The sequence below is a fragment of the Planktomarina temperata RCA23 genome (genome assembly GCF_000738435.1).
In the GTDB taxonomy this organism is placed as follows: Bacteria; Pseudomonadota; Alphaproteobacteria; order Rhodobacterales; family Rhodobacteraceae; genus Planktomarina; species Planktomarina temperata.
In genome coordinates, this window is the sequence record NZ_CP003984.1 from 1,129,739 (window position 1) to 1,145,812 (window position 16,074).

The window sequence follows — 16,074 nt, forward strand, 5'->3', positions numbered from 1 at the left end:
CAATTTGCGATTTGGGTCTATCCGGTCCGTTTGAGGCCCATAACGCGGGCCCGGGCGCGCGCGTCGCTCTCGAAGAGGGCGGCGAGCTGTTCGGTCATGGCGCCGGCCAATTGTTCCACATCGGTGATGGTGACCGCGCGGTCATAATAGCGTGTCACGTCATGACCAATACCAATAGCCAAGAGCTCAACCTGCTTGCGCTTTTCGACCATGGCAATCACATCGCGCAGGTGTTTTTCCAGATAATTGGCAGGATTGACGGAAAGCGTGCTGTCATCGACCGGCGCACCATCGGAAATCACCATCAAGATTTTTCGCGATTCCTGGCGGACGGCCATGCGGCGATGCGCCCATTCGAGGGCTTCGCCGTCGATATTTTCTTTGAGCAGCCCTTCTTTCATCATCAACCCAAGATTGGGCCGGGCGCGGCGCCAAGGGGCATCGGCGCTTTTGTAGATTATGTGGCGCAGATCATTAAGGCGACCTGGACCCTGCGGGCGGCCTTCTGCGAGCCATTCTTCACGGCTTTGCCCGCCTTTCCACGCACGGGTGGTAAAGCCCAAAATCTCTACCTTCACGCTGCAACGCTCCAAGGTGCGGGCCAGCACATCGGCGCAGATGGCCGCGATGGAGATGGGGCGACCGCGCATAGAGCCGGAATTGTCGAGCAAGAGCGTCACGCAAGTGTCGCGGAATTCCGTGTCTTTTTCGACCTTAAAGGATAGGGGCGTTGTGGGATTGGCAATCACCCGAGCCAAACGACCCGCGTCCAAGGTGCCCTCTTCAAGATCGAACTCCCAACTGCGGTTTTGTTGTGCCTGCAGGCGGCGCTGCAGCTTGTTGGCCAGACGGCTGACGGCCCCTTTCAGAGGTTCCAGCTGTTGGTCGAGATAGGCGCGCAGACGTTCCAGCTCTTGCGGTTCGGCCAAATCTTCCGCCCGAATTTCTTCATCAAATTCTGTGCGATAGACCATATATTGTGGATCTGCATCAGAAACGGGTTGCGGTGCTGGTGGCTCCAGAGGGGCTTCGCCCTCGGGAAGCTCCATTTCTTCACCCATGTCACTATCGGCCATGTCATCCATAGAGACTTGCGCCGTTGAGGCATCTTGCTGTTTGTCTTGGCTTTGTTCTGGATTGGCGTCATCTTGCTCTTCAGAATCATCGTCTTCGCCGGTGCTGTCGGGTTGATCGTCTTGATCTTCATCTGCTTCGGCCTGATCCTCGGCGTCCTCATCTTCGAAATCGGGATCGTCGCCGAGTTGGTCACCATAGCCCAAATCTTGGATGATCTTGCGGGTAAACTTTGCAAATTCTGCTTGATCGGCCAAAATTTCTTCGATTGAGCCGAGACTGCCGCCGGTTTGCCCTTCAATGAAATCGCGCCACAGGTTCATCACATTGGCAGCATCGGGGGGCAGGTCGCGCCCGGTGGCGATGTGGCGCACCAGATAGCCGGCGGCCATGGCCAATGGGGCTTGGCTTGCTTCGCGAATATCGCCAAAGCCCTGACGCAAAGCTTCATTCTCAATCTTTGCATCAATATTGGTATGGGTGCCGGGCATGGCGCGGGCACCAACCGCTTCGCAGCGCGCCGTTTCCATCGCATCATAGATGTCGCGGGCCATTTGCCCCTGCGGGACATAGCGGTCGAATGTGCTTGCGTCGTGGAATTTATGGCGCAGGGCCAGAGCGTCAGCGGTGCCGCGGGCCAAACGCACCTCTTGCGCACTCAGCCGCCGGCTGACTTGTGGCAGGCGGATGGAGTCGCTGGTAGAGCCCGGAGGATCCACCGAATAGGTCACCGACAGTTCGGCATCATCGGCCATAACCTTGGTGGCTTCGGCCAGTGCCTTTTTGAACGGATCGGCAGGATTGTCGTTATTTTGCATCAATGTGATCCACTTGGGGCCCGCTGCATTAGGGTGCTTACGACATGCTCGTCGATACGGCCGATTCTGGCAATTCTTCGTCAAAGCAGCGCTGGTAGAATTCGGCGACTGTTTGGCGCTCCAGTTCGTCGCATTTGTTCAGGAAGCTTAAACGGAAGGCATAGCCAATATTGCGGAAAATCTCAGCGTTTTGTGCCCAGGCGATGACCGTACGCGGTGACATCACCGTAGAGAGATCACCGTTTTTGAAGGCGGTGCGTGAGAGATCGGCGACGGTAACCATCTGCTTGATGGTGCGCCGGCCGCTCTCTGTATTGTAATGCGGGTTCTTGGCAAGAACGATGGCAGATTCTGCCTCAATGGAGAGATAATTTAAGGTAGACACCAGGCTCCACCGGTCCATTTGCCCTTGGTTGATTTGCTGCGTGCCGTGATAAAGCCCCGTGGTATCGCCAAGACCCACGGTATTGGCTGTGGCAAAAATACGGAAATAGGGGTGTGGGTTGATCACTTGGTTTTGATCGAGCAGGGTCAACTTGCCGTCCACTTCCAAAACCCGTTGGATCACAAACATCACATCCGCGCGCCCGGCGTCATATTCATCAAACACAATCGCAGTGGGATTGCGCAGCGCCCAGGGTAAAATGCCCTCTTGAAAATCGGTGACTTGCTTGCCGTCTTTAAGCTTGATGGCGTCTTTCCCGATGAGGTCGATACGGCTGATATGGCTGTCGAGGTTGACCCGTACCGCGGGCCAGTTCAACCGGCTGGCGACCTGTTCAATATGGGTCGATTTGCCTGTGCCGTGATAGCCTTGGATCATGACGCGGCGGTTGTAGGCAAAGCCTGCGAGGATGGCCAAAGTGGTATCTGGGTCAAATTTATAGGTGCTGTCGATATCTGGCACGCGTGAGGTGCGTTCGGCAAAGCCTTTCACGACCATGTCTGTGTCAATTCCAAATACTTCGCGGACCGAAATATCTTGAGTTGGATGTGTGTCGATATCTAAACTTGTGTCAGCCATAGTCTCATTCCTTTGTACCCCGGCAGTGCGCCGCGCTGTTCGTGCAACATAATGCGGCAAAGGGCAAGGGAAAGACAAAATCCGAGTTGCGCTGCGCCATGGGCCCACTGGCCCTATGTTTTTGTTAAATTGGGTTCCTTGATGCGGTTTGCTGTCTGCGATGGCGGCGCAATTTGGTTTATTTAAAGCTGCGGCTTTCTTTGATCTGATCCCAGGCCCAGACCACTTCGCCCAATTGTTCTTCCTGGCTGCGGTCGCCGCCATTCATATCGGGATGCAGCACCTTGATCAGGGATTTATAGGCCTTGCGAATTTCGGCCTTGGTCCAGTGATCTTTGGCTTCCAAAATATCCAGCGCCCGACGTTCAGAGGACGGCAATTTACGGGTTGCCCCGGTGATAGATTTTCCAGGATTTTGCGTGGCATTGGCGCCCAAAACCTGATGCGGGTCATCCACGCCAAGGCGGGCCCAAGCCCGTTGTTCTTCACTTGAACGCAATGGTTTGGTTTCGCGTTCCCACACGCGGTCACTGTCCATTTGTCTTTGCAGCTCCTCTTCGGAGTTTCCGTCAAAGAAGTTCCATTTCAGATTATATTCACGCACATGTTCTTTACAGAACCAAAAATAATCGTCCAAAATATCCGGCGACTTTGGCGCGCGGTACTTTCCAGATTCCACACAGCCGGCATGTTCGCATTTGCGCGTTGAGGTCTCGAAAGCGCCTGACATGCCCCTACGACCGCGTGGGTTATTCTTTTTGGCCGTGGATACGGACATATCAAAACCGAAGGGATCATCCTTCTTCATCGCATTCACCTTTCCGACTCGGAGATCAGAGTTTAGACCTGAATGAGAAAGATGAAAGGGGTGGCGATGATAAAACTCGAAAGAACGGCAGATCATATCGAAAAAACTTTGCGGGAGGCGTTTAATCCGCAGGAGTTGGAGGTTTCTGACGTGTCAGAAGCCCATCGCGGGCACTCCGGGTTTCAAGAGGGCGGGGAAAGTCACTTTGAAGTGCGCATCACCGCAGCTCATTTCTCAGGTATGAGTCGCATTGCCCAGCACCGGGCCATTCATGCAGCGCTGGGGCGGGACTGTATAGAGCGGATCCACGCCTTGGCCTTAACCGTGCGCGGCGCCTAGGCAGCCGTGGGGAGACTTCGCAATTACAGCGCCAGTTTGGCCGCCACAATCTGATTGACCACCTGCGGATTGGCCTTGCCGTCCGTGGCCTTGATCACTTGCCCGACAAACCAGCCCGCCAATTTTGGATTTTGCTTGGCTTTTTCCACTTGGGCGGGATTGTCGGCAATGATTTGATCTACCGCAGCTTCAATCGCGCCGGTGTCTGTGACCTGTTTCATGCCGCGGCTTTCGACGATTTCCGCCGGATTGCCGCCTTCTGTATAGACGATTTCAAACAAGTCCTTGGCTATTTTGCCAGAAATCTCACCGCTTGCTATCAAGTCAATAACGCCGCCGAGCTGATCGGGAGTGACCGGGCAATTGGCGATGGTGACATCATCTTTCTTCATCCGGCCGAACAGTTCATTGATGACCCAATTGGCCGCAACTTTCCCATCACGGCCTTGCGCCACTTTTTCAAAATAACTGGCGTTCTGTGTTTCAGCCGTCAAGACATTGGCGTCATAATTGGACAGGCCAAATTCATTGATAAAACGAGATTTTTTAGCATCTGGCAGCTCAGGAAGCTGTGCTGCCAGATCATTGATCCACTCTTGCTCAATCTCCAAAGGCAGAAGGTCAGGGCAGGGAAAATAGCGATAATCATGCGCTTCTTCTTTCGACCGCATGGAGCGGGTTTCGTTTTTATCCGCATCATAAAGCCGGGTTTCTTGCGTTACCTCACCGCCGTCTTCCAATATGGCAATTTGCCGGCGGGCCTCAAAGTCAATCGCCGCCTGCATGAAGCGCATCGAGTTCATGTTCTTAATCTCGCAGCGTGTGCCAAGGTGGGAGAAATCTTGCGTCGCTTGGTATTTTTCATAATCCCCAGGCCGGCAGACCGAGACATTGACATCGGCCCGCAGGCTGCCGTTTTGCATATTGCCATCGCAGGTGCCGAGATATTGCATGATTTGGCGCAGCTTGGTGACATAGGCCGCCGCCTCTTCGGGGCCGCGAATGTCGGGGCGGCTGACGATTTCCATCAGCGCAACGCCGGTGCGGTTGAGATCCACAAAGGAGTTGTTGGGATCCATATCATGCACCGATTTGCCGGCATCTTGCTCCAGGTGAATGCGTTCAATGCGCACCAAACGCGCTGTTCCATCTCCCAATTCGACGAAGACTTCGCCCTCTCCGACAATCGGATGATACAGCTGGCTGATTTGATAGCCCTGTGGCAAGTCGGGGTAGAAGTAGTTTTTCCGATCAAAGGCTGAGAATGTGTTGATCTGTGCTTTGAGCCCAAGCCCGGTGCGCACCGCTTGGGCCACGCATTCCTCATTAATAACGGGCAACATGCCGGGCATTCCGGCGTCCACAAAGGCGACATTTGAGTTGGGTTCGGCGCCAAATTGGGTGGAGGCTCCGGAAAAGAGCTTGGCTTTTGAGGTCACCTGCGCATGGACCTCAAGGCCGATCACCAGTTCCCAATCATGTTTTGCCCCGGCAATCACCTTGGGTTTGGGTGTCTCGAAAGTTTGGTCCAGCATAGCAGTGCCCCGATAAATCTAAGTGTTTGCCCGTGTTCTACGGCGAACCGCCCGGCTCGACAAGATGCGCCTGGCCTATCGTGGTGATTTAGGCGTCCAAAAGCCGGGTGACCATCTCCTTTGTGTCCCGCGACAGATTGGGCTTTGCGGCAAGACGGCTGAGTGCGGCGCGCATGAGAGCTTGACGTGCGCCATCATAGCGTCGCCATGTTTCGAAGACGGTGGTCATGCGTGCGCAGAGTTGCGGATTGATATCATCAAGCGCAATCAGCTGATCGGCCACCAGATTATAGGCAGATCCATCCGCTTGGTGAAAAGCCGCAGGCGTCATGGCCAGGGCGCCAATCAGCGCGCGGAATCGGTTTGGATTTTTCAAATTGAAATCGGGGTGTTTGAGCAAATCGCGCGCCACAGCCACGGCTTTGTTTGCGGGGCAAGTGGTGACTTGCAAGCTGAACCATTTGTCGATCACCAAACGCTCATGGCGCCATTGCTGGTAAAACTGTGCCACCGCCTCTGTTCCTTGGCCATGGCGGTTCAGATTGCCAAGCGCTGGAAGTTGCAAGGTCATCGTGTCGGCTCGGGCAAATTGCTTTGCAGCCAATGCGCCGCCATCGACATGGCTGATGAGGCGCAAGGCCAGGGCGCTCAGCGCGCGCGCGCCGCAGCTGGCCGCATCTGGCGAAAAGGGCCCGGTGAGCTGGTGGGCGTGATAAAGCGCTTGAAGCGCCTCAAGGCCTTGACGCGCCAAATGCTCAGACAGCTGATGCACGGCTGCATCAATAGCAACAGGATCAGGGGTCTGGCCTTGCTCTGCGAGGGCTCTGGCGATTTCATCTTGACCGGGCAGGGCGCAGCACATGGCGCGGAAGGCCGGATCTAGATCTTCATTGATCATCACCTGCAACAGGGCGCCGCAATAGGCATCATCGGGCGCCGCTTCTGTCTGAAGCATGGCCAAAAGCGCCGATTTGCCCAGCTCGCGGCTGGCCTCAAAGCGGTTGAACAGATCTGGATCATGGGTCAGCTGCACCAAATGTTCGGCTTGGCGGGTCTCGCGCTGCATGATCACAGGGGCGGAAAATCCGCGCAATAGGGATGGGATCGGCGCGGCGTGCAGGCCTGAGAACCGGAAGCTCTGCTCGGCTTCGGTGAGCACCAGCAGCTGCGTGTCCAGCGCTTCCGTCCCGTCTGGATACAAAAGCCCCAGTGCAACGGGGATCACCAGCGGTTGTTTGTTTGGCTGGCCGGGCGTGGGCGGTGTGACTTGGGTCAGTGTCAACTCATAGGTGCCATCGGCGAAATGGTCGCGCACGGTCACGATGGGCGTGCCGGCCTGGCTGTACCAAAGCTTGAATTGGCTGAGATCTTGCCCCGTGACATCGGTGAACACGGCCAACCAATCTTCAATCGTGCAGGCCTGCCCATCATGGCGGGCGAAATAGAGGTCCAATGCCTTTTTATAGGCCGCATCGCCGACCAATAGCTTGAGCATACGGATCAATTCTGCGCCTTTTTCATAGACGGTGGCTGTATAAAAATTATTGATTTCCACAAAGCTCTCGGGCCGGACGGGATGGGCCAGGGGGCCGCTGTCTTCGCGAAATTGTCGTCCACGCAGGGCGGCGACATCTTCGATGCGTCGCACCTCTGCGCCCCGCATATCGGCGCTGAATTGTTGGTCGCGAAACACAGTCAGCCCCTCTTTGAGACACAATTGGAACCAGTCGCGGCAGGTGATACGGTTGCCGGTCCAATTGTGGAAATATTCATGGGCGATGATGGCTTCGATGCGTTCGAAATTGCCGTCCACTGTGGTTTCAGGACTGGCCAGAACGGCGGAGGAATTAAATATATTCAGGCCTTTGTTTTCCATCGCGCCCATGTTGAAATCATCTACGGCGACGATATTGAAGACAGAAAGGTCATATTCGCGGCCATAAACACGTTCGTCCCAGGCCATACTGGCCTTGAGCGCCTCGAGGGCGAAGGCGCATTTGTCCTGATCGCCATCGCGCACATAGATATTCAGATCTACAGGCTTGCCTGACGCGGTGGTGAAATGATCGGATACAACTTGGAATTCACCTGCGACCAAGGCGAAGAGATAGGCCGGTTTCGGCCAGGGATCTTGCCAGCGGCGAGTTTGGCCCTCATCGCGCATCGGCTCACCATTGGACAGGGCATAGGGCAGGTCGCTATGGATCGTCACATCGAAGGGCGCCATGACATCGGGGCGATCGGGGTAGTAGGTGATGCGCCGAAAGCCCTCGGCCTCGCATTGGGTGCAAAACATGCCGTTAGACATATAAAGGCCCGACAATTCAGTATTGGCGCTGGGGTTTATCTCCACTTCGCTTTGCCAGATGAAAGGCCCATCCGGCACAGTGCAGCTCAACCCCGCCTCAGTGATCACCGGAGTGACGGCCGCGCCGTTGATATAGGCCGACAGCAAGGTCAAATTTTCCCCATGCAGAAAGAATTCGGAGCTACTGCTGTTCGGGTTTGGCCGGAATTTCACCGTGGAGCGCACCCGCGTGGCGGTAGGGTGCAGGTCAAATTCAAGCGCGACGTGATCCACCAAATAGGCGGGCGCTTGGTAATCTTTAAGGTAGATCGTTTGCGAGTTTTCGGCAGTCATGGCGCGGCTCCTAATATGGGTGTGTGATACCTAGCGACCTTCGGGGTCAGTTGGAATAAGCGCGGCAAGAAAACTTCACGCAGGGAGTGGAATTTGTCCCCGAAAGGAAAATTGGTACAAAATAGTAACCAATTTACCTTGAAATTCACAGGTGAGCTGGGTAACCAGACCCAAAGTGATCCGCATTTTAGGATCACACAATTCTGGAGATTGCGACTATGCCAAAATATATCCAAGTTTCAGGCCTCTCGGTGGCCGAAGAGTTACATAAGTTCATCGAGTCTGAAGCTTTGGACGGTTTGCCGATCAGCGCCGCTCGGTTTTGGGATGGCCTGTCAGAATTGGCGCATGAGTTGGGTCCAAAAAACCGGGCCCTTCTGGCGCAACGTTCAGATATGCAGGGAAAAATTGACGCCTGGCACATCGCGCGCCGCGGTCAGGCGCATGACGCTGCCGCCTATCAAGACTTTTTGAAAGAGATTGGTTATTTGGTGCCGGAACCGGCGGATTTTTCGGTGACGACTCAAAATGTAGACCCCGAAATTGCGTCAACGCCCGGCCCGCAACTTGTGGTGCCGATCATGAATGCGCGCTATGCGTTGAACGCAGCCAATGCCCGCTGGGGCAGCCTCTATGATGCGCTTTACGGCACGGATGCTATGGGTGACTTGCCAAGCGGTGGTGGCTATGATGCGGCGCGCGGTGCGCGCGTGATCGACTGGGCCAAAGCCTATTTGGATCAAGTCGCGCCCTTGGCCTCTGGCACACATGCGGATGTGACAGCCTATGAGGTTGTGGGGGATGCCCTGGTTCCCGCTCTTGCGGATCCATCGCAATATATCGGGATGAACCGGGACGATAGCGGTGCGTTGGTGGAAGTGGTTTTGCAGAAAAACGGTCTGCATATTGCCATTCAAATTGACCCGAAGGGTAATATAGGCAGCGGGGATAAAGCGCATGTGGACGATATCCTGCTGGAAAGCGCGATTTCGGCCATTATGGATTGTGAAGATTCCGTGGCCGCGGTCGATGGGGCAGATAAGGTTGTGGCCTATCGCAACTGGCTTGGATTGATGCGCGGTGATCTGCGTGAGACGGTGAGTAAGGGCGGCAAATCCTTTGACCGGGTCTTAAACGCAGATCGCAGCTATCTAAATGCAGGTGAGACCCACACACTCAAAGGCCGCGCGCTCATGTTGGTGCGCAATGTTGGGCATTTGATGACGAACCCGGCGGTCATTGATCATGATGGGCTGGAAATTGGCGAAGGCTTGTTGGACGCTCTGTGCACGACGCTGATCGCGATGCATGATTTACAGCGCTCAGGTGGCAACTCGCTGCATGGCTCGGTTTATGTGGTCAAACCCAAGATGCATGGCCCCGATGAGGTGGCATTTGCAGATGAAATCTTCACCAGGGTCGAGCGCATTTTGGGCTTGCCGCAAAATACCGTAAAGCTCGGCATCATGGATGAGGAACGCCGTACAAGCGCCAACCTCAAAGCCTGCATCAAAGTGGCCGAGGCGCGGGTGGCCTTTATTAATACTGGCTTCCTGGATCGCACGGGCGATGAAATTCACACCTCGATGGAAGCGGGGCCCATGATTCCAAAGGGGCAGATGAAAGTCACCCCTTGGATCAATGCCTATGAAGACCGAAATGTTGATATCGGTTTGGCATGCGGTTTGCAGGGCAAGGCGCAGATTGGCAAAGGCATGTGGGCCATGCCGGATTTGATGGGTGATATGCTGGCGCAAAAAATGGGTCATCCAAAAGCGGGTGCGACCTGTGCTTGGGTTCCAAGCCCAACGGCCGCGACCCTGCATGCCACCCATTATCATCAGGTTGATGTGATGGCGGTGCAAGCAGAGCTGAAAGCCAAAGGCCCGCGCCGCGGTCTTGATGACCTGTTGACCATTCCTGTGGCCGCCGGCAGCAATTGGTCACCCGATGAGCTGACGCAAGAGATTGAAAACAACGCGCAAGGCATCTTAGGCTACGTTGTGCGCTGGGTGGACAGTGGCGTTGGCTGTTCGAAAGTGCCAGACATCCACAATGTGGGGCTGATGGAAGACCGTGCGACGTGCCGCATTTCTTCGCAGGCCTTGGCAAATTGGTTGCATCATGATGTTATTGACCGCGATATGGTGATGGCCGCCATGAAAAAAATGGCCGCTGTGGTCGATGGGCAAAATGCGGGTGACGCCAGCTATACGCCCATGGCTCCGGGTTTTGACGGGATCGCTTTTAAAGCGGCCTGTGATCTCGTGTTTGAAGGTCGGGTGCAGCCTTCCGGTTATACGGAACCAGTCCTGCATCGCCGGAGATTGGAATTGAAAGCCGCGCAGGCGCAGTGACCACTGTGCTTCACTTTTACTTAAACCCGTGATTTCGCGGGGTTCACTCGAAAGAAAACTGATGCCTGATATTAACCTTAGAAAAGCAAAATCTATCATCCGCGGGACGTTATCCAAGGGCAAAGAGCTTGAGCTTAAACCGCTCTCAGTGGTGGTGCTGGATGCCGGTGGGCATGTGATTGCCTTTGAGCGCGAAGATGGGGCGGCGCCGGGCCGGTTTGCCATTGCACAAGCCAAGGCCTTTGGCTCAATCATGCTCGGCATGGGCGGCACGGCTCAAATGGCGCGTGCGGAACAGCAGGCCTATTTTATGACCGCGGTGAACGGCCTTTATGGTGGCAAAGTGATCCCAGTTCCTGGGGGCGTTTTGCTGCGCGACAAAAAAGGCGGCGTGGTCGGCGCTGTTGGTGTGACCGGTGACACCTCTGACAATGACCTGATTGCCGCCATGGCCGGTATTGAGGGCTCGGGCTTGGTTGGCGAGGGTTAATCTTGTCTTGGGGCATATGTGGCCATTAAGGCGCCGGTGCGGTGACACTGGCTCATAAAGGAGCGCATAGGCGCTCCTTTTTTGTGCGGATGCGGTTATTTTTCAGGCTGCGCGCCTTCTCTGGCTAGAGCGCTTTGGCGCAAGACACAGCGCGCGGCCTCAGCATTGGTTGGCATTTGCGGCCCCTTGCGGCCGCATGTGCCTCGGTGCTTTTCTTACATAGGTTTTTATTTGAGGGCTGGCCTGCTGGTCATGGACATCCTATATCTGGGCAAACTCGCATAAGGTGTGACTATGGTGCGTCCCGTTATCGGCATTATTGGAAATCCCCATCTGATCAATTCAGAGTATTTGGTGCATGGGGCGGGTGAGATGAATTCTCGGGCGGTGCGCGAGATTTGCAACGCTTTGCCCGTTATCGTCCCACCTGATGCGCTTCTTGCCCCGATTGAGGAGCTCATGGAGGCTTGCGACGGCTTTGTTTTCACCGGTGGGCGCCCCAATGTGCATCCGAAAGAATATGGCGAAGATCTGACGGAAGATCACGGGGATATGGATGAGAAACGCGATGGCCTGGCCTTGCCGTTGATCCGCGCCCTGGTGACGCGCGGTCAGCCCTATTTGGCGATTTGTCGTGGGTTTCAGGAAATGAACGTCGCGATGGGCGGCAGTCTTCACCCTGAGATCCGTGACTTGCCAGGGCGCGACAATCATCGCATGCCGCCTGATGGCACTTTGGAAGAGAAATTTGCGCTGCGCCATGATGTATGCTTCACTCCAGGCGGGGTCTTCGCGCGGATGCTTGGGGCGGAGGTCGTGCGCACCAATACGTTGCATGGCCAAGGGATCAAAGAGCCGGGGCCGCGTGTGGTGATTGATGGCCACGCCCCGGACGGCACCCCCGAGGCGATTTATATAAAAGACTCCAAAGGCTTCGGTGTGGGCGTGCAGTGGCATCCAGAATATAGCGCCGCGCAAGATCCGGTGTCCCGGCCACTGTTTTCGGCCTTTGGTGCGGCGGTCTATGAATGGCGTGCCGCGCGCAGCGGGCCTGCCTAGGGTTGCCCGCCTGAGATTTCCATGGCTTGCCCGTCAAAACTGTCTGAGCCGGGGCTGCACAGCCAAAGAGCGGCGGAGGCGACCTCCTCTGCTGTAATCAGCCGCCCATGCGGGTTCAGATCGACCATCAAGGCGCGGGCCTCGTCATGGCTAATATGCGCGCGCTCAGAGATACTTTGTGTATTGCGTTCAATGATGTCAGTGTCGACATAGCCGGGGCATATCGCATTAAATGTGATGGGCAATTTCGCGTGATCGGCGGAGAGCGCGCGGATCATCCCGATCACGCCATGTTTGGAGGCGCTATAGGCATGTGCCCCCTTCAATCCGCGCACCCCGGCGATGGATGAAACGGCCAAGACTCGGCCCCAGTCTTTCACCGGCATATGCCGCAGAGATTCGCGGATGGTCAGATAGGCCCCGTCCAGATTGATCGCCATGATTTTGCGCCAGAAATCGAAGCTGGAATTGCGGATATTTTGCCCCTCTGCAATTCCGGCATTTGCGATGCAAATATCAATGCTTCCAAAGTGATCTGCAATGGATTGCATGCCCGTGACCACCGAGGCTTCATGGGCCACATCCATCTTGACGGCATAGCCTCGAAAAGAGTCGGCGGCCTGTTCCAACACGTCCAAACGCCGCCCGGTGATGGCCACATTGCAACCTTCCGCAGCCAATTTGCGCGCGATGGCCAGACCGATCCCTGTGCCGCCGCCCGTGATGACGGCATTTTTTCCTGTGAGTAGCAAAATTATTCCCCTCAATCTTTGTATGCAGAAATATACTCACATTTTGCGGCGAAAAGCCACGCTAGATCAGTTGCGCAATATTATTGCGCGCGTTACCCATTCGGCATTCGAAAGGTTTCGAGGACGGTGAAAGACCGCGTCATGAAAGGACGAAAATTATGAAAATTGGAGCTCTCAAAGAGATTTCTACCGGCGAACAGCGCGTCGCCTTAACACCAGAAAGCGCAATTCAGTTACAGAAACTTGGTCATGAGTGTGTGGTCCAAAAAGGTGCTGGCAGTGCCGCGGGTTTTAGTGATGCGCAGTATAAGGCCGCCGGCGTCAAAGTTGCCGCCACCGCGGCCGCTTTGACCAAAGCCTGCGATGTTATCGTTAAGGTTCGCCCGCCGACTGAGGCGGAAATCAAACGACTTTCTCCTGAAAAAACATTGATTTCATTTTTCTACCCCGGGGCCAATGAGGATCTCATGGAGCTGGCCAAATCCAAAGGCGCCAGCGTCATTGCCATGGATATGGTGCCGCGGATCAGCCGCGCTCAGAAAATGGACGCGCTGTCTTCGATGGCCAATATTGCTGGGTACCGAGCGGTGATTGAGGCTGGTAATAATTTCGGCCGGTTCTTCACAGGCCAGGTCACCGCCGCCGGCAAAGTGCCCCCTGCCAAAGTTTTGGTGGTTGGCGCGGGTGTGGCTGGGCTTGCGGCGATTGGGACGTCGACCTCTCTTGGGGCGATAACCTACGCATTTGACGTGCGTCCAGAGGTGGCCGAGCAGGTCGAATCAATGGGTGCAGAGTTTGTCTTCTTGGATTTCTCAGAGGAGCAGGCCGATGGGGCCGCGACAGGCGGCTATGCTGCCGTCTCCTCACCAGAGTTTGCGGCCGCGCAATTGGCCAAATTTCGCGAGATCGCACCTGATATGGACATTGTGATCACCACAGCTTTGATTCCCAATCGCGAAGCGCCTGAGCTTTGGACCGCTGACATGGTGGCCAGCATGAAGCCCGGCTCTGTGATTATTGATTTGGCCGCAGAGAAAGGCGGAAATTGCAAATTGACGGTCATGGATGAGCGGATCGTGACCGATAATGGTGTGATCATCATCGGCTACACGGATTTCCCAAGCCGGATGGCGGCGCAGGCCAGCACGCTCTATGCCAACAACATCCGCCACATGGTCTCAGACCTTACCCCGGAAAAAGATGGGGTTATTGTGCATGATATGGAAGACGACGTCATCCGCGGGGCGACCATCGCCCATGCCGGAGAAATCACCTTCCCGCCGCCGCCGCCCAAAATTCAGGCCATTGCGGCCAAACCAAAAGAAAAACTGCCCGAGAAAACCGCTGAGGAAAAGCGCGCCGAAGAGGTGCAGGCTTTCAAAAAGCAAACCCAGAACCAAGTCGCTTTACTGGCCATTGGTGGGGCGCTGCTGTTTTTGGTCGGCAGCTACGCACCGGCAAGCTTTATGCAGCATTTTATCGTGTTTGTTCTGTCGGTCTTTGTCGGCTTCCAAGTCATTTGGAATGTCAGCCATTCGTTGCATACGCCGTTGATGGCGGTGACCAATGCGATTTCCTCGATCATCATCTTGGGCGCGGTGCTGCAAGTTGGATCGACCAGCTTCCTTGTGACCGTACTCGCGGCGATCGCGGTGTTCTTTGCGGGCATCAACATTTTTGGCGGCTTTCTCGTAACCCGGCGCATGCTTGCCATGTTCCAGAAATCTTAAGGAGGTCGATACTATGGAAATGGGCTTTACCACTGCCGTCTATGTTGTTGCGGCTATTCTTTTCATTTTGTCCCTCGGCGGTTTGTCGGGCCAAGAAAGTGCCAAACGGGCCGTTTGGTATGGCATTGTCGGCATGGCGCTGGCGGTGACAGCCACATTGTTTGGACCCGGGTTTGGTCTTTGGGAGTTGTCTTTGGTTTTGATCGCGGCCGGTGGGTTGATTGGCTATCAACTGGCATCAAAAGTTGAAATGACCCAAATGCCAGAGCTGGTGGCCGGCATGCATGCCCTTGTCGGGCTGGCAGCTGTGTTTGTTGGGTTCAATACGCATTTTGAGCTGGTCAATGTTGCGGCCATGGATGAGAGCGCGCGTAAATCTTTAGAAGGTTTTGCGGCCCTTTTGGCGAAAAAGACCGCGGTCGAGATCAATATCTTGCGGGTTGAGACATCGCTCGGGATTTGGATTGGGGCTGTCACCTTCACAGGATCTGTGATCGCTTACGGAAAATTGGCGGGCAAAGTGAATTCTGCTGCCACAAAACTGCCAGGCGGGCATGTGCTCAATGCCACGGCGGCATTGGTCTCATTGGCCTCGCTGATCTGGTATCTGAATTCTGGCGCCTTGATGCCGATGATGATTTTGACCCTTATGGCTTTGTTCATTGGCTATCATTTGATCATGGGCATTGGCGGCGCGGATATGCCGGTTGTGGTCTCCATGCTCAACTCCTACTCGGGTTGGGCGGCCGCAGCGATTGGCTTCAGCCTTGGCAATGATTTGTTGATTGTCGTGGGCGCTTTGGTCGGATCGTCAGGTGCGATTTTGTCCTACATCATGTGCAAAGCGATGAATCGCTCTTTTGTCAGCGTGATCCTTGGCGGCTTTGGCGGAACAGCAGGTCCGCAAATGGCTGTGGAAGGCGAGCAAGTGGCCATTGAGGCAGATGGGGTTGCGACCGCTTTGAATGAAGCTGACAGCGTTATCATCATTCCGGGCTACGGGATGGCCGTGGCTCAGGCGCAGCAATCGGTTTCGGAATTGGTGCGCAAACTGCGCGCTAAGGGCAAGAATGTGCGCTTCGCCATTCACCCCGTTGCGGGCCGTTTGCCCGGTCACATGAATGTGCTCTTGGCCGAAGCGAAGGTGCCCTATGACATCGTCATGGAGATGGATGAAATCAACGATGATTTCCCAGACACAGATGTGGCCATTGTCATCGGATCAAATGACATTGTGAATCCGGCAGCCCAAGATGATCCCAACAGCCCCATTGCTGGGATGCCGGTTTTGGAATGTTGGAAGGCGAAACAGGTGTTTGTGTCCAAACGGGGGCAGGGCACCGGCTATTCGGGCATCGAAAACCCGCTATTCTTCAAAGAAAATACGCGGATGTTCTATGGGGATGCAAAAGCCTCATTGGACAAGCTGCTTCCGATGATAGAGTAA

The 16,074-nt window shown here is 55.2% G+C and carries 12 protein-coding genes; 6 read left to right on the forward strand and 6 right to left on the reverse strand.

All coding sequences use genetic code 11. From position 1 onward, the window contains the following. Nucleotides 1-17 precede the first annotated feature (17 nt). The 3 genes from cobT to RCA23_RS05410 form a co-directional block, all read right to left on the reverse strand. On the reverse strand, nucleotides 18-1,895 hold the full coding sequence (gene cobT / locus RCA23_RS05400; RefSeq protein ID WP_044049445.1) for a cobaltochelatase subunit CobT: 1,878 nt from the start codon (nucleotides 1,893-1,895) through the stop codon (nucleotides 18-20). A gap of 34 nt (nucleotides 1,896-1,929) precedes the next feature. Then, a complete protein-coding gene (gene cobS, locus RCA23_RS05405) occupies nucleotides 1,930-2,916 on the reverse strand; it encodes a cobaltochelatase subunit CobS (RefSeq protein WP_081870903.1) in 987 nt (328 codons plus the stop codon). Between the two features lie 178 nt (nucleotides 2,917-3,094). Then, a complete protein-coding gene (locus RCA23_RS05410; protein WP_044049447.1) occupies nucleotides 3,095-3,724 on the reverse strand; it encodes a DnaJ domain-containing protein in 630 nt (209 codons plus the stop codon). A gap of 66 nt (nucleotides 3,725-3,790) precedes the next feature. Here RCA23_RS05410 and RCA23_RS05415 point away from each other — a divergent pair, with 66 nt between their 5' ends. After that, a complete protein-coding gene (locus RCA23_RS05415) occupies nucleotides 3,791-4,063 on the forward strand; it encodes a BolA/IbaG family iron-sulfur metabolism protein (RefSeq protein ID WP_044051322.1) in 273 nt (90 codons plus the stop codon). A 23-nt stretch (nucleotides 4,064-4,086) separates the two neighbouring features. Here the strand turns inward: RCA23_RS05415 and gatB are convergent, their stop codons facing one another. Both gatB and pepN read right to left on the reverse strand, forming a co-directional pair. Further along, nucleotides 4,087-5,598 carry an Asp-tRNA(Asn)/Glu-tRNA(Gln) amidotransferase subunit GatB gene (gatB, locus tag RCA23_RS05420; RefSeq protein WP_044049448.1) on the reverse strand — a complete coding sequence of 504 codons (1,512 nt, stop codon included), beginning with the start codon at nucleotides 5,596-5,598 and terminating at the stop codon, nucleotides 4,087-4,089. An 88-nt stretch (nucleotides 5,599-5,686) separates the two neighbouring features. Next, a complete protein-coding gene (gene pepN, locus RCA23_RS05425; RefSeq protein ID WP_044049449.1) occupies nucleotides 5,687-8,239 on the reverse strand; it encodes an aminopeptidase N in 2,553 nt (850 codons plus the stop codon). A gap of 218 nt (nucleotides 8,240-8,457) precedes the next feature. Between pepN and RCA23_RS05430 the strand changes: the two genes are divergently transcribed. The 3 genes from RCA23_RS05430 to RCA23_RS05440 all read left to right on the forward strand — a co-directional run bounded on the left by RCA23_RS05430 (nucleotide 8,458) and on the right by RCA23_RS05440 (nucleotide 12,145). After that, on the forward strand, nucleotides 8,458-10,596 hold the full coding sequence (locus tag RCA23_RS05430) for a malate synthase G (protein ID WP_044049450.1): 2,139 nt from the start codon (nucleotides 8,458-8,460) through the stop codon (nucleotides 10,594-10,596). 61 nt (nucleotides 10,597-10,657) lie between these two features. Further along, nucleotides 10,658-11,086 carry a GlcG/HbpS family heme-binding protein gene (locus RCA23_RS05435; protein ID WP_044049451.1) on the forward strand — a complete coding sequence of 143 codons (429 nt, stop codon included), beginning with the start codon at nucleotides 10,658-10,660 and terminating at the stop codon, nucleotides 11,084-11,086. A 294-nt stretch (nucleotides 11,087-11,380) separates the two neighbouring features. Continuing rightward, nucleotides 11,381-12,145 carry a gamma-glutamyl-gamma-aminobutyrate hydrolase family protein gene (locus RCA23_RS05440; protein ID WP_044049452.1) on the forward strand — a complete coding sequence of 255 codons (765 nt, stop codon included), beginning with the start codon at nucleotides 11,381-11,383 and terminating at the stop codon, nucleotides 12,143-12,145. Here RCA23_RS05440 and RCA23_RS05445 read toward each other — a convergent pair. Beyond that, complete coding sequence (locus RCA23_RS05445) at nucleotides 12,142-12,897, reverse strand: SDR family NAD(P)-dependent oxidoreductase (RefSeq protein ID WP_044049453.1); 756 nt, start codon at nucleotides 12,895-12,897, stop codon at nucleotides 12,142-12,144. The genes RCA23_RS05440 and RCA23_RS05445 overlap by 4 nt on opposite strands. Before the next feature lie 158 nt (nucleotides 12,898-13,055). On the opposite strand from RCA23_RS05445, the gene RCA23_RS05450 reads away from it, so the two are divergent. Beyond that, nucleotides 13,056-14,627: a Re/Si-specific NAD(P)(+) transhydrogenase subunit alpha gene (locus tag RCA23_RS05450; protein WP_044049454.1), complete on the forward strand. Its 1,572-nt coding sequence runs from the start codon at nucleotides 13,056-13,058 to the stop codon at nucleotides 14,625-14,627. 13 nt (nucleotides 14,628-14,640) lie between these two features. Continuing rightward, a complete protein-coding gene (locus RCA23_RS05455; protein WP_044049455.1) occupies nucleotides 14,641-16,074 on the forward strand; it encodes an NAD(P)(+) transhydrogenase (Re/Si-specific) subunit beta in 1,434 nt (477 codons plus the stop codon).

Coding starts and splice junctions, on each gene's coding strand:
- RCA23_RS05455 (WP_044049455.1), top strand. CDS start 14,641: ATGGAAATGGGCTTTACCACTGCCGTCTATGTTGTTGCGGCTATTCTT.
- gatB (WP_044049448.1), bottom strand. CDS start 5,598: ATGCTGGACCAAACTTTCGAGACACCCAAACCCAAGGTGATTGCCGGG.
- RCA23_RS05435 (WP_044049451.1), top strand. CDS start 10,658: ATGCCTGATATTAACCTTAGAAAAGCAAAATCTATCATCCGCGGGACG.
- pepN (WP_044049449.1), bottom strand. CDS start 8,239: ATGACTGCCGAAAACTCGCAAACGATCTACCTTAAAGATTACCAAGCG.
- RCA23_RS05410 (WP_044049447.1), bottom strand. CDS start 3,724: ATGAAGAAGGATGATCCCTTCGGTTTTGATATGTCCGTATCCACGGCC.
- RCA23_RS05430 (WP_044049450.1), top strand. CDS start 8,458: ATGCCAAAATATATCCAAGTTTCAGGCCTCTCGGTGGCCGAAGAGTTA.
- cobS (WP_081870903.1), bottom strand. CDS start 2,916: ATGGCTGACACAAGTTTAGATATCGACACACATCCAACTCAAGATATT.
- RCA23_RS05415 (WP_044051322.1), top strand. CDS start 3,791: ATGATAAAACTCGAAAGAACGGCAGATCATATCGAAAAAACTTTGCGG.
- RCA23_RS05440 (WP_044049452.1), top strand. CDS start 11,381: ATGGTGCGTCCCGTTATCGGCATTATTGGAAATCCCCATCTGATCAAT.
- RCA23_RS05450 (WP_044049454.1), top strand. CDS start 13,056: ATGAAAATTGGAGCTCTCAAAGAGATTTCTACCGGCGAACAGCGCGTC.